This window comes from Stakelama marina (assembly GCF_018122655.1).
Classification (GTDB): Bacteria; Pseudomonadota; Alphaproteobacteria; order Sphingomonadales; family Sphingomonadaceae; genus Sphingomonas; species Sphingomonas marina.
Genome location: NZ_JAGRQC010000002.1, coordinates 356093 through 375876 on the forward strand (window position 1 = coordinate 356093; position 19784 = coordinate 375876).

Genomic DNA, 19784 nt, shown 5'->3' on the forward strand with positions numbered 1-19784 from the left:
CCAGATTCCGCAGCGTTTGCGTTTCCGGATGCCGAATCACGTTCGGCATGACGAAATAGTCTAGCCGTTCATCACCTTCGCGCCGCGCGTGACGGTGGCGCTGTGGCCAAGCGTCACGCGGTCCGACTTCTTCAGCACCGTGTCGCAGAACAGCCATTCGTTGGTCGCGCGGTCGGGCGTGAGCGAAAGCGTCATATAGCCGCGATTGCTGGTGTCGCACCATTTGAGCTCGGGATTGAAGCCGGCCAGCCCCTTCGCGACGACCTTCGGATCGACCACGGTCGCGGCTTCGAAGCCGGGCGAGGTGACCGACTGGCCGGCGAATTCGACGCCCGCCGGCTTGCCGTCATGGCCGAGATCATACGCCCAGGCATTGTGGCTGTCGCCCGAGATGACGATCAGTTCCGACCCCATGTCCTGCGCCGATTTCAGGAACCGCGCGCGCGCGGCGGGATAGCCGCCCCAATTGTCGAAGTTCATCGGCAGCCCCACCTTGCTCGCCATCAGACCGCTCTGGACATAGGCGCGCGTGCGGGCCGAGGCGTCGTTTCCAATCCAGCTCGCCGCTTCGGGGGGCGTGCGCGTTTCGCCCATGATCGTGCCGAAGCCGACGACCTGCCAGCGCTTGCCGCGCTTCACCGATTTGGCCATCGCGTTCGCGAGCCAGGCCTCCTGTTCGCTGCCCATCATCGTCGCACCCGGGTCCATCCAGGCGCCGTCGCGGAATTTCCTCAGCGCGGTTTCGGGGTCTTCCGACCGGAACAGCGGCGCAAGGTCGGGCTGTTCGGTGCGGCCGAGAAGGCGCGTTTCGGTGCGGAACAGCGTGGCGAGATCGCCGATCTCGTAGGTGCTCCACGGCGTTTCGGAGACCGGCAGCCATTCGCGATAGGCCTGCATCGCCGCGTCGCGACGGCGGTTCCACGGCCCCTCTTCCTTGGGCTGATGGTTCTGCGCGCCGCCTTCCCAGCTGTCATTTGCCGATTCATGGTCGTCCCATTGCAGAATCATCGGCTTCATCTGGTGGAGCCGCTGCAGATCGGGGTCGGCGCGGTAGCTGGCATAGCGCAGCCGGTAATCGGCGAGGTGGATCGCCTCACCCGCCGGCTCGGGCCAGCGTCCGCCGACCGCACCGCCCGGAGGAGCATAGCCGCCGGTCTTATACTCGTAAAAATAGTCGCCGAGATGGATCGCGAGGTCGATATCGTCACGGTCGGCGGCATGGCCATAGGCGTTGAAATAGCCGAACGGCATGTTCGAGCAGGAAAAGATCGCCGCCTTGAAGGCAGAAACGTCGCCCGCCGGCAGCGTCCTGGTCCGTCCCACCGGAGAGAAGCTGCCATCGGGCGCCACGAAGCGGTAGAAATAGCGCGTCGCGGGAGCGAGGCCGGCAACGACGATCTTTACCGTGTGGTCGCGCCACGGGCCGGTAATCATCGGCTCGCCCTCGATCACCTTGGTGAAATCGGCGTTCGGCGACAGTTCGACCTTCAGTTCGGCCTGTCCGCCATCGGCGGGAATATAGCGCGTCCACAACAGCATCGAATCGGCCGATGGCTCTCCGCTCGCGACCGAATGGGTGAAACCCTTCGCCGCGGCGACCGTCGCCGCCCAGCCGAAACCGGGAACCGCAAAAGCGCCGATACCCAGCGTTCCCGTGAGCAACAGCGAGCGCCGGTCGATCGAAAGCGTCATAATCAAAAATCCTCGTTCCTGCGGATACGGCAATGCGCAGCCCTATCGCGCCCGGATATGGCGGGTTCGTGACAGCGGGTGCACGCCGCGCTAGACCCGTCGCCAACGAAACCGATGCCGCCCGAATATGCGGCACAATCTTGAGGATGGGAATGCGCAAGACTTTCATCGCCCTGCTGCTCGCCACCACCGCCTGCACGCCGAACGGAAACGGCGGCAACAACGCGGCGACGGGCAACACCACTGCCGATGCCGGCCAGGACAATTATTCGCTCGACGCGCAGCGCGCGAAGATCGCGCGGATCGACATGAAGCCGGACACGAGCTTCCTGAACGACGAACAGCGCAAGGTGGTGAACCTGCTGATCCAGGCATCGGATTACATGAACGCGATCTACCTGCGGCAGCGCGGCGCAAACCTGCCGCAGGTGCGCGAGCAGATCGCGAACAGCGACGCGCCGAACAAGCAGCAGTTGCTCGACATGTTCGACCTCAATTTCGGGCCGTGGGACAGCCTGGCAGAATTTCGGCCCTTCTGGGGCGAGGCGAAGTTTCCCGAGGGCGCGGGCTTCTATCCGCCCGACATGACGCGCGACGAATTCAACAAATATGTCGAGGCGCATCCCGACCAGAAGAAGGCGCTGACCAGCCTCTATACCGTGGTGAAGCGCGACGGCGACAAGCTGGTCGCGGTGCCCTATTCGGTCGAATACAAACAGTGGCTGGAGCCTGCCGCAAAGCTGCTCGACCAGGCGGCCGACACGACGAGCAATCCCAGCCTGAAGAAGTTCCTCCACCTGCGCGCCAAGGCGTTCCGCACCGACGATTATTTCGAAAGCGAACTCGCGTGGATGGACCTGAAGGATACGCCGATCGAAGTCGCGATCGGGCCGTATGAAGTCTATACCGACCGGCTGTTCGGGCAGAAGGCGGCGTTCGAGAGCTTCGTGACGCTGAAGGACCCGCAGGAATCGGCGGCGCTCGCCAAGTACAAGAAATACCTCAAGGACATGGAGGGCAACCTCCCCGAACCCGACGAGGCGAAGAATTTCCGCCGCGGCTTCGCAAGCCCGATCGCGGTCGCGGAACAAATCCATGGCGGCGGCGACAATGTGCCCGGCGTGCAGACCATCGCGTTCAACCTGCCGAACGACGAGCGCGTGCGCGAGGCAAAGGGCGCGAAGAAGGTGATCCTGTCGAACGTGCTCGGCGCGAAATATGAGCGCATCCTGAAACCGATGGCGCCGCTGGTGCTGGCCAAGGATCAGGCCGGGCTGGTGGTGAAGAAATACATGCAGCTCGAGACACTGTTCCACGAGCTGTCGCACAGCCTGGGGCCGGGCACGATCACCGTCGACGGTCGCCAGACCACGGTCGATGCCGAACTGAAGGACCAGGCATCGGCGCTCGAAGAGGCCAAGGCCGATGTTGCGGGCGTGTGGAACATCCTGTTCATGATGCAGAAGGGCGAACTGCCCATCTCCGAACGGCCCCAGCTATTCGCATCCTATGTCGCCGGCCTGTTCCGCTCGGTACGCTTCGGCACCGAGGAAGCGCACGGCGAAGGCGCGGCGATGCAGCTCGCCTATCTGCAGAACAAGGGCGCGATCACCTGGGACGAACAGGCACAGCGTTTCCGCGTCGACAATGCGAAGATGGAAAGCGGCGTGCATGACCTGCTGCACGACATCCTCGCGCTGCAGGCGGCGGGCGATTATGACGGCACCAAGGCGTTCATGGGCAAATGGGCGCATCTCGACGCCAATGCCAAAAAGGTAATCGGGTCGATGGGATCGATCCCCGTCGACATCCAGCCGATCTATCCGGAAAAGATCTGAGACCGGCCGGTATCCTCGGTGCCCGTTCACGACCAGGGGCGCCGAGGGTCCGGACGGGCTGAGCCACCGCCACCATCGGTCCCGATGACGCGTTCACCCCCGAGCTTGCCGAAGGGCGGTTCGACGATGTCGCCCCTCGCTGATCTTCGCGCGACCGGAATCAGGCGGCGCGGCGCCTGGCGCGTTCGTCGATCAGCGTCTGATAATAGTCGATCAGGTCGGCGGCGTGATCGCGGTCGGTGCGGACATGTTCGGCGGCGTGATTGGCGGCTGCCTTCAGGATTTTCCAGTCGCGCGCGAACAGACGCTTGATCGCCTGCGTCGCCGAACGCGCATCGCGCGCGGCATAGGTTTCGGCATAGACCGGATCGGAAATTTCATATGCGCCGCCTTCGTCGGGAACGACCAGCGGCAGGCCCGACGCCAGCGCCTCCAGCCCGACAAGGCCGAACGGCTCTGCATCGGAGCCGTGGATCAGCGCGTCGCAGCTTGCCATGATCCGGGCGAGACGCGGGCGATCATAGACGGGGCGGAACATCTTGATGTGCGGGCTGCCGGCGATGCGCCGTTCGAGACGGTGCTGATGCACGCCCTGCCCGATCAGGATCATCCCGACCGGCAAATCGTGCCCCGCGGCTTCCACCGCGTCGAAGACCATCGGCCAGCGCTTTTCGGGATGGTGACGGCCCAGCCCGAGCAGAAGATGTCCGTCCTCGGGCAATTGAAGCTGGGCGAGCAGCGCGCGGCGCAGTTTCTCGTCGCGCAGACCCGGTGAAAAGAAACCGCGCTGGATGCCGAGCGGCATCGACTTGTGAACTGTCAGGCCGCGCGCGGCGTGGCGCTTGTAGAGCGCCGGCCCGTTGGTGACGAAAACGTCCAGCCGCGACAGGAACCGGTCCATATAGCGGCTGTACCAGTCGAACGCGGCTTCGATCTGTTCGGGCGTACCCAGCGCTTCGAACCAGCGCTTCGGGTACGCCCCGACATTGTCGTTATGCGCGAAGAAGACCTTCAGCGCATCGCCCTTCCAGTTGGCGAGAATCCAGCCCGGCCGCCAGGGCGAGCTGGTTTCGACGACATCGGGTTGCAGCCTGTCGAGCCAGGCATGGATCGGCGCTTCGGCAAAAAACAGGCGGTAATTGCGGTCGAACAGCAGCGGCGGCGACTTGACCCAGATGATCCTGCCGCCGCCGATCCGTTCCTCGACCTCGTCTCTTCTGCCCGGCGCGATGATGATGAGTTCGTGGCCCATTTCGGCCATGATCGCCATCTTGCGCTCGAGATAGGTTCGCACGCCCCCGCCGGTTGGCGAGTAGAACTCGTTCACATCGACGACGCGCATCCGCCCAACGCGGCCGTCGTCAGTTCTTGAGCGGGCCGAAGCCCGAAAGACCGCGCAGATACTGCGCGCGGATGTTCGCAACGGTAATGCCGGTGCCGACGCTGATCTCCGCCTCATCGACATCGGGCTTGCTGCGGCCGAGCTTGTCATTGCTCGGCACGCCTGCGCCGTCCTTCCAGAAATTGAACTTGTTCTTGCCGTCGCGGTCATGCGTGAAGAACAGCGCATAGGTGCCCGGATGCGGCGCCTTGATGCACAGCGCGACCGGCCCCGAAGCGGGCATATCGGCCCAAACGCGGCGGAACGTCTTGCCCTCGCGCTCAAGGTCGTGATCGTCCTTCAGGAAATCATCCTTGGTCGCCGGATAGAGTTCGAGCTTCAGGCGACCGGTGCGGTCCTTCAACCCGGTGACGTTGACCCGGATCGCGGGTCCGTCGTTCGAATTGCAGGCCGCGGCATCGCTGCCGATCGTACCCCCGGCCTGAGCCGCGGCAGGCGCGGCGACCAAGGCACAGCCAAGTGCGGCGAAAATGAATTTGGTAACGGTCATTATCCTTTTCCCATCAGCGCTTGCAGGCTGAAGAAGCCGGCGAGAACAACATGCAACAGCAGGGTCAACGCGGCGGCAAAGGCGATCATGTCGGAGATCGCCTGCCCTTCACCGATCAACATAATCGCGAAGTTGGCGAAAAGAAGGTCCTTGTTCGGCACCAATGGGAGGCGCGACGCAAGCAACCGTGCCGCCGCCAGAAACGTCCACATGAACAGCGAAACCTCTGGCAGGGCGAAGTGCCAGGCGAACGCGGACGCTACCGTACCGAGCAGGATACGGCCGCAGTGCATGCGGAAAATCCACCACAGCCTGGCGCGGCGCAGCGAAAAGACACGGCTCGAAAACAACAGGAAACCAAGCGAAGTCGCGAAGATGATCGCGGTCGAACCGGCGAGTACGCGGAACTGATGGCCCGTCATCAGGTCCTTGCCCAAGGGCAGGACAAAGGCGAGCATCGCCAGCGTGATGACATTGCCTGCAACCGCCGACAGGATGCTCACGTCCTTCACCGCGCCGAACGGGGCGACGACCATCTTCATCTTCGCGCGCGCCCATGCGTAGAAATAGGCGTCACCCGAATATCCGAACACGACATCGTTCGCGATCCGCTTGCGAACGAGCGCCGCAAAGCCCTTCGCGGTCAGATCCCACAACCGTCGGAAGATCAGAAAATCGAACAGCGGCGATGCGATATAAGCGACGAAGAATGCGATATAGAATAGCGGGTTCTGCGGCAGGGTGCGCGAAAGCCCGACAAGGCCCTGATCAAACAACTCCTTCGCCAGGCCGGCGACCATCAGCAGCGATAGCGCCATGCCCAGCCATACCGGCCAGCGGTGGCGGATGTCCTTGAACGGCTCCAGACCGGCGAGATCGGCCGTCCGCGCAAGTGCGGGCTCCGCCGCGTCGGCGGTCGGTGACAGGCTGGGCTGTGATCCGTTCATCGAAGCGATTCTTCCGCTGCCCTGATCTAGTACGGCATCGGGCAGGCGATCCGCCCGGACAATGCGCGCTACCGACGAATTGCGTCAAAAGCGCGGCGCAGATGGGGATCGGTACGCCAAAGTTCAATCGCGCCGGGCGCGCGGGCGATGGCGATCAGAGCGACGCGACGCCCTTTACGCGGTCGGGATGCGCCCGGGCGAACGCATCGAGCTCGCTTGCCGCGGCATCGGCACGAACAAGTCCGGGATAGGCGTCTAGCGGAACATCGAAGCGGCGCGCGTTAAACATCTGCGGCACCAGGCAGACATCGGCGAGATTGGGCGCATCGCCGCCCAGGAACGGGCCGTCGCCGACGGTCTTTTCCAGCGCGTCGAACCCTTGCACGACCCAGTGGCGATACCAGTCGTCGCGCGCGGCCTTTTCGACACCAAGGTCGCGTTCGAGATAGCGCAGCACGCGCAGATTATCGATCGGGTGAATGTCGCAGGCGATGGCATAGACCTGCGCCAGAACCCGGGCACGAGCGGTCGGCTCCGCAGGCAGGAGCGCGGGGTTCGGGTATTTCGCCTCGATCCAGTCGATGATCGCCAGGCTCTGGCTCAGCATCGCAACGCCGGTGTCGAGTACCGGGACGAGCCCTTGCGGATTGCGTGCGAGGTGATCGGGCGAACGCTGCTCGTTGTCGACGAGCATCACGTCCTCGCGCGTGTAGGCCACGCCCTTCAGACCCAGCGCAATGCGCACCCGGTATCCCGCCGACGAACGGAAATAATCATAGAGGTGCAGCGTCATTCGTCCCCCTCCTCTTCCCGCTTTTCTGGCCTGCCGGAGATTTCCGATCCGCGTTCGAGCGCAACCTTTATCATCGCGGTCATCGGATCGGCGAGCGCAAGGCCGAGGACGCCGAACAGCGCGCTGGTCAGGATCTGCGCCGACAGGGTCAGCGCCGGCGGAAGATCGACGGTCCGCCGGGCGACCATGGGAATGACGACATAGCCATCGAACGTCTGCACGCCGAAATAGATGATGATCGCCCAGAAACCGGTATCGGTCCCCGCGCTGAACCCGACCGAGACCATCAGCACGCCGCTGATAAAGGCGCCGATATTGGGAATGAAGGCGAGCAGGCCCGTCAGGATGCCGAGCAACAGCGCCATCGGCACGCCGGCGGCCCAAAGCAGCAGCCAGGTCAGCGTTCCTTCGAACGCCATGCCGACCAGGCGCCCAGCCAGCAACCTGCGCATCGTGAACGCCATCCGATCGACGGTGACGGCAAAGTCCTCTCGCTTGTCGCTGGGAACCAGCCATTGCAGCCCGCGGTCATAGATGCGCGGTTCCATCGCGACGAACAGGCCGATGACGAGGATCATGAACAGGCTGGTGATCGCGCCGACCGCGCTGCCGACAAAGCTGGTCAGCCGTCCAACCGAACCAAGCGCCTGTTTCAGCAAACCGCCAATATCCTGCCGCCCGGGAATGATGCCCTGATCGGCGGCCCATCCAGCAACCTTGTTGGCCTGTACCTGCATGGTGTGCTTCAGCTGTTCGGCCTGCGACGCGATCTGGACGCCGGTCAGATAGAAGACGCCGAGCACGAACGCGGTCGCGAGCACGACGACGATCAGCAGCCGCAACCCGCGCGGGATCGGCAATACGCGCCCGAGCAGCCGCACGCCACCGTCGAGCATCGCGGCAAATACCAGACCGCCGAAGATAATCAGCAGCGGCTGGATGAGGACGACGACCAGGCCGATCGCGACCGCGAGCGAAAACCAGACGCTCGCCCGGCGCAATTCGGCGCGCATCGCCGGATCGCGCATCTCGTTGGGGCCGGGCTGGTGCGCCGCGACGTGCTCGTCGGCCATCTAGTTCCCCCTGGCGGGCGCTGCGTCCTGTTCGGGATGCAGCGTCGTTCCGGCGCGCCCGCTACGGAACGCCTTGCCCCAGGTCAGCGGGTCCAAGCTTCCATAGCCGTCGAGCGAGAAGGTGATGAATTCGGCGCGGCCACCGAGATTTTCCCAGGGAATCGGCCCACCCAGCCCATTGTCGGCAAGGCTGAACCGGCTGTCCGCGCTGTTGTCGCGATTATCGCCCATCAGGAAGACCTTGTCCTCCGGCACCGTGATCGGGCCATATTCGTCGCTGGCGGGGCGGAAACCGAGGTCGATCGTGTCGTAAGACCGGCCGCTGGGCAGCGTCTCGCGATAGATGGGCAGCTTGCAGTACAGCTTGCCGTCCGACCCGCGCACGCGATGCCCGTAATAATGCGCTTCGTCGCAATGGGTATTGCCGTCGACCGGGATCATCCGGTCGCCCATGAAACGCCGCGGAATCTTCTGCCCGTTCAGATAGACGACGCCGCCGCGCACCTCGATCCGGTCACCGGGCAGGCCGATGACACGCTTGATATAGTCTTCATGGCTGCCCGGGGGCACCGCGATCACTACATCGCCGCGCTTCGGCATGTGCCCGAACAGCCGCCCATGGATGAAGGGCAGCAGGTGAAAGGTCGGCGTGACGTAGGAATAGCCATAGGGATATTTGGTTACCACCAGCCGGTCGCCGACGAGCAGCGTGGGCATCATCGATTCGGACGGGATGTAGAACGGTTTCGCGACGAGGCTGTGGAAGGCGAGCACCCCGAGAATCAGCCAGAAGATACCGCGAGCTTCGGCCCACCAGTCGGTCGCGCCGCCCTTTTTCTTCGTATCCTTCGCGGGTGTGGCGCCGCCGGCAGGATCGCTTTCCGAATTCAACGCCAGGTCGTTACTCGTCATCCACTCGCCTTTTCATCGGGCACCGCCTCTATGATCACGAAAGCCTGCGCCCATGGATGATCGTCGGTCAGCGTCACATGTATCCGGGCGAGGTGGCCAGCCGGCAGCATCTCGTCAAGCCTCGCCTTCGCGCCGCCGGCAAGCGCCAGCGTGGGAGCACCCGAAGGGGCATTTACCACGCCGATGTCGCGCATGAACACGCCGCGCTTGAAACCGGTGCCGACGGCCTTGGAAAACGCCTCCTTGGCGGCGAAGCGCTTGGCCAGCGTCCCGGCGATGGTGTGCGGCCGCCGCGCAGCCTTGCCGCGCTCGACCTCGGTGAAGACGCGGTTGAGAAAACGATCGCCGAAACGTTCGAGCGAATTGGCGATCCGCTCGATATTGCACAGATCGGAACCGAGGCCGACGATCACCGCGCTTCGTCCATCAGCGCGCGCATGCGCTTCACCACCGGCGCCAGCCCGTCGAAAATCGCCTGACCGATCAGGAAATGGCCGATATTGAGCTCGCGGACCTGCGGGATCGCGGCGACCGGCACGACATTGTCGAAGGTCAGGCCGTGCCCGGCATGAACCTCTATCCCGTTCTTCGCCGCCAGCGCGGCCGCGTCTGCGATCCGCTTCAGCTCGCCGGCCTGTGCGGCGCCCGACAGTTCGGCATAGCGGCCGGTGTGCAGTTCGACGACGGGCGCGCCGAGCCGGATCGCGGCGTCGATCTGCGCCGGGTCGGGCTCGATGAACAGGCTGACGCGGATGCCGGCGCCGGCGAGTTCGCCGACCATGGGGGCCAGCCGGTCGTGCTGGCCGGCGGCGTCGAGCCCGCCCTCGGTGGTCAGCTCCTCTCGCTTTTCGGGAACGATGCAGGCGGCGTGCGGCGAATGGCGCAGCGCGATCGCCAGCATTTCGTCGGTCGCCGCCATTTCGAGGTTGAGCGGGATCGTGAGCTGGTCCGACAGCCGAGCGATATCGTCATCGGTGATGTGGCGCCGGTCCTCGCGCAGATGCGCGGTGATGCCGTCCGCACCCGCTTCCGCCGCCAGCAGCGCGGCGCGCACCGGGTCGGGATAGCCCGACCCGCGCGCGTTGCGCACGGTCGCGACATGGTCGATATTGACCCCGAGCCGAAGCGCCGCCCGATCGCTCATGCCTTCGCCCTGCTGCCGGGCTTTACCGCCGGCATCGCCGCGAGTTCGGGCGGCAGCGCATCGGCTTCATAGGTCGGGACGTCGAGGCGGATGAGCGGATAGAAGGGCACGTCGAATCGCGCCGCGCCGTTCGACCGGTCGACCAGCGCGGCCGCCGCGACGACGTCTCCGCCGGCCGCCTTGATCGCGGCGATCGCCTCGCCCGAGGAAAGACCGGTCGTCACCACATCCTCCATCATCAGCACCTTCTGGCCCGGATCGAGCCGGAATCCCCGGCGCAGTTCGAAGGTTCCCGTCGGACGTTCGAGGAACATCGCATCGACACCCAGCGCGCGCGCGACCTCCTGCCCCGCGATCACGCCGCCCATCGCCGGCGACACCACCGCGCTGATCTGCGAGCGGAGGGATTCGGGGATTCGCGATACCAGCGCTTCGGCAAGCCGCGCGCCGCGCGCGGGGTTCATCAACACGCGGGCACATTGGAGGTAGCGCGGGCTGCGCAAACCGGACGAAAGGATGAAATGGCCCTCCAGCAACGCATCCGCCGCTTTGAATTCCGCCAGAATCGCCTCTTCGTCCATCCTCGTCGATCTCCTGCAGTAACGCGCGCCGAATCCTTAGGCGCGGGCGCGAAAAGCCGCAACCACGGCAAAAAGACCGACCGACAAGCTTGAGACGCGCGAAGTCGCGGCGTATAGGCCAGATGGAGGGTGTTGTCTGTTGTGTTCCTTGCGAGCGCAGCGGATTTTCTGAAACGGGGTAAAAAAGCAATAATGCGAATACTCGGCTTGAAAGCGATTGTCTTGGCAGCGGGTCTGGCGCTGGCGGGCATGGGAACCGCGACTGCGCAGGAAGCGCCGCAACCTGCCGCGACGCCGGCAGCGACCACCAGCGCCGCGAGCGCACCGGATGCCTCGGCAACGCCGACCCCGGCCGATCCGACACTGACCGCCGACGGTCAGGAAAAGGTCACCGCCTTCGCGCATCTCGGTCGTCCCACTGACGGCGCGCTCGGCCTGCAGGATCAGGTCACCCCGACCGGTTTGGAAGCGCATAACTTCCACAACCACCTTCTGCTGCCGATCATCATCGCGATCTGCGTGTTCGTGCTGCTGCTGCTCATCTGGGTGATGTTCCGGTACCGGCAGGCGGCGAACCCGACCCCGTCGAAAACCTCGCACAATACGCTGATCGAGGTGATCTGGACCGTCGTGCCGGTGCTGATCCTCGTCTTCATCGCGATTCCGTCGATCAAGCTGCTTGCGCACCAGTACAAGCCGGCCCCGGACAATGCCGTGACGCTGAAGGCGATCGGCAACCAGTGGTTCTGGTCGTACGAATATCCCGACAACGGCGATGTCAGCTTCACCGCCAACATGCTGAAGGAAAAGGACCAGGTTCAGCCGGGCCAGCGCTTCCGCACCGATGCCGACGGACCGCGCCTGCTGGCGACCGACAACCGCGTCGTCCTGCCGGTCGGCGTTCCGATCCGCCTGGTCACCACGGCGACCGACGTCATCCACAGCTGGGCGGTCCCGGCTTTCTGGATCAAGCTCGACGCCATTCCCGGCCGCCTGAACGAGACGCAGTTCACCATCGAAAAGCCGGGCGTGTATTTCGGCCAGTGCTCCGAACTGTGCGGCGCGCGTCACGGCTTCATGCCGATCGCGGTCGAAGCCGTTCCGCCCGCGGAATTCGCGGCATGGGTTCGTTCGAAGGGCGGCAGCATGCCGAACGATCCGAACGCGCCTTCCGACGCGGCGCCCGCGCAGCGCGGTGCGCCGGGCAACGACGACACCAGCACGAACGCGCAGGAAAAGGGCATCGTCCCGACCGGCGATGCCGTGGTCAACGGGGCCAGCGCCGCCCCCATCACCGAACAGTCCGCCACCGGAAGCCTGGAAGACTAAGCCATGACCGATACCGCAATCACTCCCGATGCTTTCGAGGCGCACCACGACCACGCGCATGAAAGCCATGCCGAGCACAAGCCCGGCTTCTTCGCGCGCTGGTTCATGTCGACGAACCACAAGGATATCGGCACGCTGTACCTGATTTTCGCGATCGTCGCGGGCATCATCGGCGGCGCCATTTCCGGCCTGATGCGTTTCGAACTGGCCCAGCCGGGCATCCAGTATCTCGGCACCTGGGCGAGCATGCTGCACGGCGGCGCCGAAAGCCTCGATCAGTCGCTCCACCTGTGGAACGTGCTGATTACCGCGCACGGCCTCATCATGGTCTTCTTCATGGTCATGCCGGCAATGATCGGCGGGTTCGGCAACTGGTTCGTCCCGATCATGATCGGTGCGCCGGACATGGCGTTCCCGCGCATGAACAATATCAGCTTCTGGCTGCTGATCCCGGCCTTCACGCTGCTGCTCGCCTCGCCCTTTTTCGGCGCGGGCGCGGGCACGGGCTGGACGGTCTATGCGCCGCTTTCCACCTATGGTGAGCCGGGACCGTCGGTCGATATGGCGATCCTGGCGCTGCACCTTGCCGGCGCCAGCTCGATCCTGGGCGCGATCAATTTCATCACCACCATCTTCAACATGCGCGCGCCGGGCATGACGCTCCACAAGATGCCGCTGTTCGTCTGGTCGGTGCTGATCACCGCCTTCCTGCTGCTGCTTGCGCTGCCGGTGCTTGCCGCGGCGATCACGATGCTGCTGACCGACCGTAATTTCGGCACCACCTTCTTCGATCCCGCCGGCGGCGGCAATCCGGTGCTGTACCAGCATCTGTTCTGGTTCTTCGGTCACCCGGAGGTCTACATCATGATCCTGCCGGGCTTCGGCATGATCTCGCAGATCGTCGCGACCTTCAGCCGCAAGCCCGTGTTCGGCTATCTCGGCATGGCCTATGCCATGGTCGCGATCGGCGTGGTCGGGTTCGTCGTGTGGGCGCACCACATGTTCACCACGGGCCTGCCGGTCGATGTGAAGATGTATTTCACCGCCGCGACGATGATCATCGCGGTGCCCACGGGCATCAAGATCTTCAGCTGGATCGCGACGATGTGGGGCGGTTCGATCAGCTTCAAGACCCCGATGGTCTGGGCGATCGGCTTCATCTTCATGTTCACCGTCGGCGGCGTGACGGGCGTCGTGCTCGCCAATGGCGGCATCGACGATTACATGCAGGACACCTATTACGTGGTCGCGCACTTCCACTATGTGCTCAGCCTCGGCGCGGTGTTCAGCCTGTTCGCTGGCTTCTATTACTGGTTCCCCAAAATGTCGGGGAAGATGTACAACGAGTTCCTCGGCCAGCTCCACTTCTGGGTGTTCTTCATCGGCGTGAACGTGCTGTTCTTCCCGATGCACTTCCTGGGGCTTCAGGGCATGCCGCGCCGCATTCCCGACTACACGCCGCAATATGAATATTGGAACGGCATCGCGACGCACGGCTATGAGATCATGGCCGCGGGCATGGCGATCTTCTTCATCAACCTGATCTGGTCGCTCGCGGCCGGCAAGAAGGCGCCCGACAATCCGTGGGGCGAAGGCGCAACGACGCTCGAATGGACGCTGTCGAGCCCGCCGCCCTTCCACCAGTTCGAAACGCTTCCCAAGGTGGATTGATCGAACAAGCGCCCCTCCCGCCCCCAAAGCGGGAGGGGCTTTGCAAATTTGCCATCCTCGTTGACGGGATGGCACCAGCCGCAGGGACCTGCGCTGCCAAATTCGTGCAGACGCGTTATAGACGATGATCGTGACCACCGCCGACAAACCCGTGACCCTGCCTGCCGAGTGGCGGGACTTCCTCGCGCTGACCAAGCCGCGGGTGATGAGCCTTGTCGTATTCACCGGGCTGTGCGGCATGCTCGCAGCGCCCGTGCCGATCCATCCGGTGCTCGGCTTTACCGCGATCCTGTGCATCGCGCTGGGCGCGGGCGCGGCGGGCGCGCTCAACATGTGGTACGAGGCCGATCTCGACGCGCAGATGAAGCGGACGGCGAAGCGGCCCCTGCCCTCCGGTCGGATGGATCGCCAGTCGGCGCTGCATTTCGGGGTCGGGCTTGCGGTCTTTTCGGTCGTGCTGATGGAACTCGCGATCAACGCGGTCGCGGCGACGATCCTTGCGATTTCGATTCTGTTCTACGTGCTGGTCTATACGGTGTGGCTCAAGCGCCGCACGCCGCAGAACATCGTCATCGGCGGCGCAGCCGGGGCGTTTCCGCCATTGATCGGCTGGGCCGCGGCAACGGGCAGTGTCGCGTGGCTGCCCTTCCTGATGTTCACGCTGGTATTCCTGTGGACGCCGCCGCATTTCTGGGCGCTCGCTCTGTTCGTAAAGACCGACTATGCCAATGCCGGCGTTCCGATGCTTCCCGTCGTGGCGGGAGAGCGCACCACACGGCATCAGATCGGCCTGTACACCATCCCGATGGCGGCGGCCGCAGTCGCCCCCTGGCCGCTTGGCCTGACCGGGGCGCTGTACGGTGTCGCCTCTATCGCGGCGACCGCGGTCTTCGCGCTGTTCGCGGCGCAGGTAAGTTTGCGCACGACGCAAGCCGACGACCGCATGCGCCCCGAAAAGCGCCTGTTCGCATATTCGATCCTTTATCTGTTCTTCATGTTCGGCGCACTGGTCGCCGATCACTGGCTGGCCTGACCGACATGCATGACGACGACGAAGACCTGATCCGCCGCCGCCAGCGCTCCCGTGCGCGGGTGATGGCGCTGCTGCTCGCAGCGTTCGCCATCCTGATGTTCGCGATCACGATCGTGAAGATCCAGGGCGGGGGCGCGCTGTGACGCGCAACCAGAGGACGGCCTCGTTCGGCGGGTTGATCGTCCTCCTCATGGTCGGGCTGGGCTTCGCAAGCGTACCGCTCTACCGTGTGTTCTGTCAGGTGACGGGGCTGAACGGCACGCCGCAGACCGCCGCGAACGCGCCGGGCGGCGTCGGTGACAAGATCACCGTTGCGTTCGACAGCAATGTCAGCCCGAAACTGCCCTGGACCTTCAAGCCCGAGCGCCGTGCCGACACGATCGATATCGGCGCGCGCGACATGGCCTTCTACACCGCGACGAACAATGCCGACCATCCGGTAACCGGCACCGCGACATTCAACGTCACACCCGCGCGCGTCGGCAAATATTTCACCAAGATCGAGTGTTTCTGCTTCACCGAGCAGACGCTGGCGCCGGGTGAAACCGTTCGGATGCCGGTCACCTTCTTCGTCGATCCCAAGATACTGAGCGATCCGGACACGCGGGACGTGCAGGAAATCACGCTGTCCTATACATTTTACCCGGTGGATTCCGGCGAAAACGCAAGCTAGACACGGCTAAAGACATAAAAGAGGGGCGATCATGGCTGGAGCCAAGAATCACGATTATCACATTCTGCCACCGAGCGCCTGGCCGCTCATGGGCTCGATGTCGGCACTGGTCATGGCTTCGGGCGGCATCATGTGGATGCATTCGGCCGCCAATGCGCCAATCGTATTTTTCCTTGGCGTGATCGGCGTCCTTTCGACGATGTATTTCTGGTGGACCGATGTGATCGCGGAGGCGAAGGCCGGCGACCATACGCCGGTCGTATCGCTTCACCTGCGCTATGGCATGATCCTGTTCATCGCCTCGGAAGTGATGTTCTTCGTCGGCTGGTTCTGGGCGTTTTTCGACTTTTCGCTGTTCCCTTCGGCCGCCGATGTGATCGGCGGGCAGTGGCCGCCAAAGGGCGTCGAAGTCCTCAACCCATTCGAATTCCCGCTCCTCAACACCTTCATCCTGCTTTTGTCCGGCACCACGGTGACCTGGGCGCACCATGCGCTGATCCACAACCAGCGCGGCGGCGAGAAGAAGGGCCTGTGGGGCCTGATCGGCGTCGGCGACCGCGACGGGCTGAAAAAGGGGCTGTGGCTGACGATCGTGCTCGGCATCCTGTTCAGCTGCATCCAGGCCTATGAATACATCCATGCGCCGTTCGCCTTCAAAGGGCTGAACTACGGCGCGTCCTTCTTCATGGCGACGGGATTCCACGGCTTTCACGTCATCATCGGCACGATCTTCCTGATCGTCTGCCTGATCCGCGCCTATCGCGGCGACTTCACCCCGCGCCAGCATTTCGGCTTCGAAGCCGCCGCCTGGTACTGGCATTTCGTCGACGTCGTCTGGCTGTTCCTCTACGTCTCGATCTATGTCTGGGGCGGCTGGGGCGCGCCGGTCCACGGCGGCTGATGACCGACAGCGGGCCTGGAACCCCATCCGCGCCCGCACCGGTCGAGGCTGGCCTGAAAGGGCTGTGCCCGCGTTGCGGCGCCCGCACCCTGTTTGCGGGCGTCGTGCGTTTCGCCCCGAAATGCCGCGCATGCGGACTCGATTTCGAACGCTTCAACGTCGGTGACGGCCCCGCCGCCTTCCTGACGCTGGGAATCGGTGCAATCATTACCATTCTGGCGGTGTGGGTCGAACTCGCCTTCGAACCGCCGATCTGGGTACACATCATCCTGTGGGTGCCGCTGACGCTGGCGGGCGTGCTGGGCGCGCTGCGCCTGGCAAAGGGAATGCTCATCACGCTCGAATACCGGAACGCCGCACGCGAAGGCCGGATCACCCCGCCATCCGAATGAAGCGCGTCCCGATCCTTGCCACCGTGATCGTCGCCATCGCCGCCGCGGCGATGGTTTCGCTTGGTGTCTGGCAGCTCCACCGCAAGGAGTGGAAGGAAGCGCTGCTCGCCCGTTACGCCGCGAACGAACACAGACCGGCAATCGCGTTCCCACGCTTTCCCGATGATTCGGTGCTGTTCCGCAAGGCGTCGGGCTTTTGCCTCAAGCCGGTCAAATTCCAGATGGAGGGCGCCGGACGCAACGGGTTCCGGGTCGTGGCGCTCTGCCGCACCGGCGCCGAAGGGCCTGGGATGTATGTGCAACTTGGCGTGACACACGATCCGCACAAGCAGATTACGTGGAAGGGCGGCGATGTGTCGGGCTATATCAGCCACGCCCCCGACCACCGCGCGCTCATCGAGGGTATTTTCGACCAGCGCCCCAAACCACTGATGCTGATCGCCGACACGCCGCCCGACGGGCTTGCCGCGAATCCGCCGCCCGATCTGAGCGCGGTGCCCAACAATCACCTGTCCTATGCCGTGCAATGGTTCATCTTCGCAGGGCTGGCGGTGCTGATCTATGCGCTTGCGCTGTTCCGGCGAAACGCCTCTGCGCTTGCCGACCGCGGCGACCACCGCTAACGCATCTCGCCGATGCGCTATATCAGTACGCGGGGGAGCGCGCCGGTTCTCGATTTCGAGCAGGTGACGCTGGCGGGACTGGCTGCCGATGGCGGCCTGTATGTGCCCGAGGCATGGCCACGCTTTTCGACCGAAGACATCGCCGGCATGGCCGGGCTGTCCTATGTCGAAACCGCGGTCCGGGTAATGACGCCGTTCGTCGGCGACAGCCTGAGCGAAGACGAACTGCGCCGGCTGTGCGAACAGGCCTATCAGGGGCGTTTCGCGCATGCCGCGGTAACGCCGCTCGTCCAGCTCGACCACCGCAACTGGCTGCTTGAGCTGTTCCACGGACCGACACTGGCGTTCAAGGACGTGGCGCTGCAATTGCTCGGACTGCTGTTCGAGCGGTTCCTGACCGGGTCGAAGGACCATCTGACCGTGGTCGGTGCGACATCGGGCGATACCGGGTCGGCCGCGATCGACGCGCTGGCGGGGCGCGAGGGCGTCGACATCTTCATGCTCCACCCCAGGGGCCGGGTGTCCGACGTGCAGCGGCGGCAGATGACGACGGTGCTGGCGCCGAATGTCCACAACATCGCGATCGACGGCAATTTCGACCAGGCGCAGGCGCTGGTGAAAGCGATGTTCAACGATCCCGGCTTCTCGCGCAAATATGCGCTGTCGGCGGTCAATTCGATCAACTGGGCGCGGCTGATGGCCCAGATCGTCTATTATTTCTACGCCGCGGTCCGCCTCGGCGCGCCGGAGCGCGAGATCGCCTTTTCGGTGCCGACGGGTAATTTCGGCGACGTGTTCGCTGGCTATGTCGCGGCGCAGATGGGGCTGCCCGTCGCCAAGCTGATCGTCGCCACCAACATCAACGACATCCTCCACCGCGCGCTGTCGAGCGGCGACTATTCGGTGGGCGAGGTCACGCCGACCGCGGCACCGTCGATGGACATCCAGGTCAGTTCGAATTTCGAACGGCTGCTGTTCGACCTTGGCGGACGCGACGGGAATGCGCTGTTGGCGCAGATGAAAGCGTTCGAATCGGAGCGGAAGCTGCAACTGACCAACGCGCAGCGCGAGGGCGCGGCCGGGCTGTTCACCAGTTGCCGTATCGAGCCCGAGGCGATGGCACAGACGCTTGCCTGGGCGCATGGCGAAGCCGGTCAGATCATCGATCCGCACACCGCGATCGGGCTGGCGGCGGCGCGGACGGTCGAACTCGATTCGAACATACCGGTGGTGACGCTGGCAACCGCGCATCCGGCGAAGTTCGGCGACGCCGTCGAGCGTGCGACGGGCGTTCGTCCTGCCCTGCCCGCGCGCGTCGGCGACCTGTTCGACCGCGAGGAGCGTTACGACGTCGTCCATGCGACCTTTGACGACGTGACCGCGCATATCGCCGATCTGGCCACGCCGCGGTCGTGAAGCTCGTCCAGCTCATCGGTGAGCCCTGGGACGATTACGGGCTGGTGGATTCGGGCGGCGGGCGCAAGCTCGAACGCTATGGCGACTATCGCTTCATCCGGCCCGAACCGCAGGCGATGTGGGCGCCGGCGAGCACCGACTGGGACGCGCATGGAGAGTTCGTACCCGGTTCCGACGAGGATGGCGGCGGGCGCTGGCAGTTCGACAAGCCGACGCCGCAAGAGGGCTGGCCGCTTGCCTGGGACGGCGTGAAGTTCACCGCGCAGACGACGCCGTTCCGTCACCTGGGCTTCTTTCCCGACATGGCGCCGGTGTGGAGCTGGATGCGCGAGCAGGTCGCCGATCTAGACGCGCCCAAGGTCATGAACCTGTTCGGCTATACCGGCGTCGGCACGCTGGCGATGGCGGCGCGCGGGGCAGAGATGGTGCATGTCGATGCGTCGAAGAAATCGGTCGAGGCGGCGCGCGCCAATGCCGCGCTGTCGGCGCTCGAAGACGCGCCGATTCGCTGGCTGGTCGACGATGCGGTGAAGTTCACCGCGCGCGAGGTGCGGCGCGAGCGGCGCTATGACGGGATCCTGCTCGACCCGCCCAAATATGGGCGCGGCCCCGGCAAGGAGATCTGGCAGCTCGAACAGGGATTGCCCGGCCTGATCGCCGATTGCCGCAAGCTGCTCGACAAGGATTCGCGGTTCCTGTTCCTGACCGTCTATGCCGTTCGGATGTCGGCGCTGGCGATCGGCGAGCTGGTGCGCCAGGAATTCGCCGACCTTGGCGGCACCGTCGAGGCGGGCGAACTCGGCGTGCGCGAAGAGGCGCGCGGGCTGACGCTGCCGACGGCGATCTTTGCGCGCTGGTCGCGCTAAGTTCACAA

At 64.3% G+C, this 19784-nt stretch carries 21 protein-coding genes; 11 read left to right on the top strand and 10 right to left on the bottom strand.

From position 1 onward, the window contains the following. Nucleotides 1–60: 60 nt before the first annotated feature. Nucleotides 61–1692, bottom strand: a complete 1632-nt coding sequence (locus tag J7S20_RS08210) for an alkaline phosphatase D family protein (protein WP_284053755.1) — start codon at nucleotides 1690–1692, stop codon at nucleotides 61–63. Nucleotides 1693–1844: 152 nt separating this feature from the next. Between J7S20_RS08210 and J7S20_RS08215 the strand changes: the two genes are divergently transcribed. Then, on the top strand, nucleotides 1845–3530 hold the full coding sequence (locus J7S20_RS08215; protein ID WP_284053756.1) for a dipeptidyl-peptidase 3 family protein: 1686 nt from the start codon (nucleotides 1845–1847) through the stop codon (nucleotides 3528–3530). 160 nt (nucleotides 3531–3690) lie between these two features. Here the strand turns inward: J7S20_RS08215 and J7S20_RS08220 are convergent, their stop codons facing one another. The 9 genes from J7S20_RS08220 to pyrE form a co-directional block, all read right to left on the bottom strand. Next, entirely contained in the window at nucleotides 3691–4872 is a 1182-nt protein-coding gene (locus tag J7S20_RS08220; RefSeq protein ID WP_284053757.1) for a glycosyltransferase, read from the bottom strand. A gap of 19 nt (nucleotides 4873–4891) precedes the next feature. Then, entirely contained in the window at nucleotides 4892–5422 is a 531-nt protein-coding gene (locus J7S20_RS08225) for a DUF2141 domain-containing protein (RefSeq protein ID WP_284053758.1), read from the bottom strand. Next, nucleotides 5422–6369: a hypothetical protein gene (locus J7S20_RS08230; RefSeq protein ID WP_284053759.1), complete on the bottom strand. Its 948-nt coding sequence runs from the start codon at nucleotides 6367–6369 to the stop codon at nucleotides 5422–5424. Before J7S20_RS08230 ends, J7S20_RS08225 begins: the two co-directional genes overlap by 1 nt. A 154-nt stretch (nucleotides 6370–6523) precedes the next feature. Continuing rightward, on the bottom strand, nucleotides 6524–7162 hold the full coding sequence (gene maiA / locus J7S20_RS08235; protein ID WP_284053760.1) for a maleylacetoacetate isomerase: 639 nt from the start codon (nucleotides 7160–7162) through the stop codon (nucleotides 6524–6526). Beyond that, nucleotides 7159–8235: an AI-2E family transporter gene (locus tag J7S20_RS08240; RefSeq protein ID WP_284053761.1), complete on the bottom strand. Its 1077-nt coding sequence runs from the start codon at nucleotides 8233–8235 to the stop codon at nucleotides 7159–7161. The genes maiA and J7S20_RS08240 overlap by 4 nt, the downstream gene beginning before the upstream one ends. After that, on the bottom strand, nucleotides 8236–9147 hold the full coding sequence (lepB, locus tag J7S20_RS08245; protein ID WP_284053762.1) for a signal peptidase I: 912 nt from the start codon (nucleotides 9145–9147) through the stop codon (nucleotides 8236–8238). Next, nucleotides 9144–9560, bottom strand: a complete 417-nt coding sequence (gene acpS, locus J7S20_RS08250) for a holo-ACP synthase (RefSeq protein WP_284053763.1) — start codon at nucleotides 9558–9560, stop codon at nucleotides 9144–9146. The genes lepB and acpS overlap by 4 nt, the downstream gene beginning before the upstream one ends. After that, nucleotides 9557–10291: a pyridoxine 5'-phosphate synthase gene (locus J7S20_RS08255; protein WP_284053764.1), complete on the bottom strand. Its 735-nt coding sequence runs from the start codon at nucleotides 10289–10291 to the stop codon at nucleotides 9557–9559. The genes acpS and J7S20_RS08255 overlap by 4 nt, the downstream gene beginning before the upstream one ends. Continuing rightward, a complete protein-coding gene (pyrE, locus tag J7S20_RS08260; RefSeq protein WP_284053765.1) occupies nucleotides 10288–10872 on the bottom strand; it encodes an orotate phosphoribosyltransferase in 585 nt (194 codons plus the stop codon). The genes J7S20_RS08255 and pyrE overlap by 4 nt, the downstream gene beginning before the upstream one ends. A gap of 192 nt (nucleotides 10873–11064) precedes the next feature. On the opposite strand from pyrE, the gene coxB reads away from it, so the two are divergent. The 10 genes from coxB (at nucleotide 11065) to J7S20_RS08310 (ending at nucleotide 19776) form a co-directional block, all read left to right on the top strand. After that, nucleotides 11065–12201: a cytochrome c oxidase subunit II gene (coxB, locus tag J7S20_RS08265; RefSeq protein ID WP_284053766.1), complete on the top strand. Its 1137-nt coding sequence runs from the start codon at nucleotides 11065–11067 to the stop codon at nucleotides 12199–12201. Between the two features lie 3 nt (nucleotides 12202–12204). Next, entirely contained in the window at nucleotides 12205–13872 is a 1668-nt protein-coding gene (ctaD, locus tag J7S20_RS08270) for a cytochrome c oxidase subunit I (RefSeq protein ID WP_284053767.1), read from the top strand. Nucleotides 13873–13996: 124 nt separating this feature from the next. Beyond that, nucleotides 13997–14905, top strand: a complete 909-nt coding sequence (locus tag J7S20_RS08275) for a heme o synthase (RefSeq protein WP_284053768.1) — start codon at nucleotides 13997–13999, stop codon at nucleotides 14903–14905. A 5-nt stretch (nucleotides 14906–14910) separates the two neighbouring features. Then, nucleotides 14911–15048 (top strand): hypothetical protein, encoded by a 138-nt coding sequence (locus J7S20_RS08280; protein WP_284053769.1) that lies wholly within the window; start codon nucleotides 14911–14913, stop codon nucleotides 15046–15048. Further along, nucleotides 15045–15578: a cytochrome c oxidase assembly protein gene (locus tag J7S20_RS08285; protein ID WP_284053770.1), complete on the top strand. Its 534-nt coding sequence runs from the start codon at nucleotides 15045–15047 to the stop codon at nucleotides 15576–15578. Before J7S20_RS08280 ends, J7S20_RS08285 begins: the two co-directional genes overlap by 4 nt. Before the next feature lie 31 nt (nucleotides 15579–15609). Then, nucleotides 15610–16479, top strand: a complete 870-nt coding sequence (locus J7S20_RS08290) for a cytochrome c oxidase subunit 3 (RefSeq protein ID WP_284053771.1) — start codon at nucleotides 15610–15612, stop codon at nucleotides 16477–16479. Further along, nucleotides 16479–16871, top strand: a complete 393-nt coding sequence (locus J7S20_RS08295) for a DUF983 domain-containing protein (protein WP_284053772.1) — start codon at nucleotides 16479–16481, stop codon at nucleotides 16869–16871. The genes J7S20_RS08290 and J7S20_RS08295 overlap by 1 nt, the downstream gene beginning before the upstream one ends. After that, nucleotides 16868–17494 carry an SURF1 family protein gene (locus J7S20_RS08300; RefSeq protein ID WP_284053773.1) on the top strand — a complete coding sequence of 209 codons (627 nt, stop codon included), beginning with the start codon at nucleotides 16868–16870 and terminating at the stop codon, nucleotides 17492–17494. Before J7S20_RS08295 ends, J7S20_RS08300 begins: the two co-directional genes overlap by 4 nt. Nucleotides 17495–17506: 12 nt before the next feature. Further along, the gene (gene thrC / locus J7S20_RS08305) at nucleotides 17507–18910 is read left to right on the top strand and encodes a threonine synthase (protein ID WP_284053774.1); all 1404 of its coding nucleotides are present in this window, start codon (nucleotides 17507–17509) and stop codon (nucleotides 18908–18910) included. After that, the gene (locus J7S20_RS08310; protein ID WP_284053775.1) at nucleotides 18907–19776 is read left to right on the top strand and encodes a class I SAM-dependent methyltransferase; all 870 of its coding nucleotides are present in this window, start codon (nucleotides 18907–18909) and stop codon (nucleotides 19774–19776) included. The genes thrC and J7S20_RS08310 overlap by 4 nt, the downstream gene beginning before the upstream one ends. Nucleotides 19777–19784 lie beyond the last annotated feature (8 nt).

Excerpts from the sequence above, each read along its gene's own strand:
- J7S20_RS08210 (WP_284053755.1), bottom strand. The coding sequence starts at position 1,692 with ATGACGCTTTCGATCGACCGGCGCTCGCTGTTGCTCACGGGAACGCTG.
- J7S20_RS08215 (WP_284053756.1), top strand. The coding sequence starts at position 1,845 with ATGCGCAAGACTTTCATCGCCCTGCTGCTCGCCACCACCGCCTGCACG.
- J7S20_RS08220 (WP_284053757.1), bottom strand. The coding sequence starts at position 4,872 with ATGCGCGTCGTCGATGTGAACGAGTTCTACTCGCCAACCGGCGGGGGC.
- J7S20_RS08225 (WP_284053758.1), bottom strand. The coding sequence starts at position 5,422 with ATGACCGTTACCAAATTCATTTTCGCCGCACTTGGCTGTGCCTTGGTC.
- J7S20_RS08230 (WP_284053759.1), bottom strand. The coding sequence starts at position 6,369 with ATGAACGGATCACAGCCCAGCCTGTCACCGACCGCCGACGCGGCGGAG.
- maiA (WP_284053760.1), bottom strand. The coding sequence starts at position 7,162 with ATGACGCTGCACCTCTATGATTATTTCCGTTCGTCGGCGGGATACCGG.
- J7S20_RS08240 (WP_284053761.1), bottom strand. The coding sequence starts at position 8,235 with ATGGCCGACGAGCACGTCGCGGCGCACCAGCCCGGCCCCAACGAGATG.
- lepB (WP_284053762.1), bottom strand. The coding sequence starts at position 9,147 with ATGACGAGTAACGACCTGGCGTTGAATTCGGAAAGCGATCCTGCCGGC.
- J7S20_RS08255 (WP_284053764.1), bottom strand. The coding sequence starts at position 10,291 with ATGAGCGATCGGGCGGCGCTTCGGCTCGGGGTCAATATCGACCATGTC.
- pyrE (WP_284053765.1), bottom strand. The coding sequence starts at position 10,872 with ATGGACGAAGAGGCGATTCTGGCGGAATTCAAAGCGGCGGATGCGTTG.
- coxB (WP_284053766.1), top strand. The coding sequence starts at position 11,065 with ATGCGAATACTCGGCTTGAAAGCGATTGTCTTGGCAGCGGGTCTGGCG.
- ctaD (WP_284053767.1), top strand. The coding sequence starts at position 12,205 with ATGACCGATACCGCAATCACTCCCGATGCTTTCGAGGCGCACCACGAC.
- J7S20_RS08275 (WP_284053768.1), top strand. The coding sequence starts at position 13,997 with ATGATCGTGACCACCGCCGACAAACCCGTGACCCTGCCTGCCGAGTGG.
- J7S20_RS08280 (WP_284053769.1), top strand. The coding sequence starts at position 14,911 with ATGCATGACGACGACGAAGACCTGATCCGCCGCCGCCAGCGCTCCCGT.
- J7S20_RS08290 (WP_284053771.1), top strand. The coding sequence starts at position 15,610 with ATGGCTGGAGCCAAGAATCACGATTATCACATTCTGCCACCGAGCGCC.
- J7S20_RS08295 (WP_284053772.1), top strand. The coding sequence starts at position 16,479 with ATGACCGACAGCGGGCCTGGAACCCCATCCGCGCCCGCACCGGTCGAG.
- J7S20_RS08300 (WP_284053773.1), top strand. The coding sequence starts at position 16,868 with ATGAAGCGCGTCCCGATCCTTGCCACCGTGATCGTCGCCATCGCCGCC.
- thrC (WP_284053774.1), top strand. The coding sequence starts at position 17,507 with ATGCGCTATATCAGTACGCGGGGGAGCGCGCCGGTTCTCGATTTCGAG.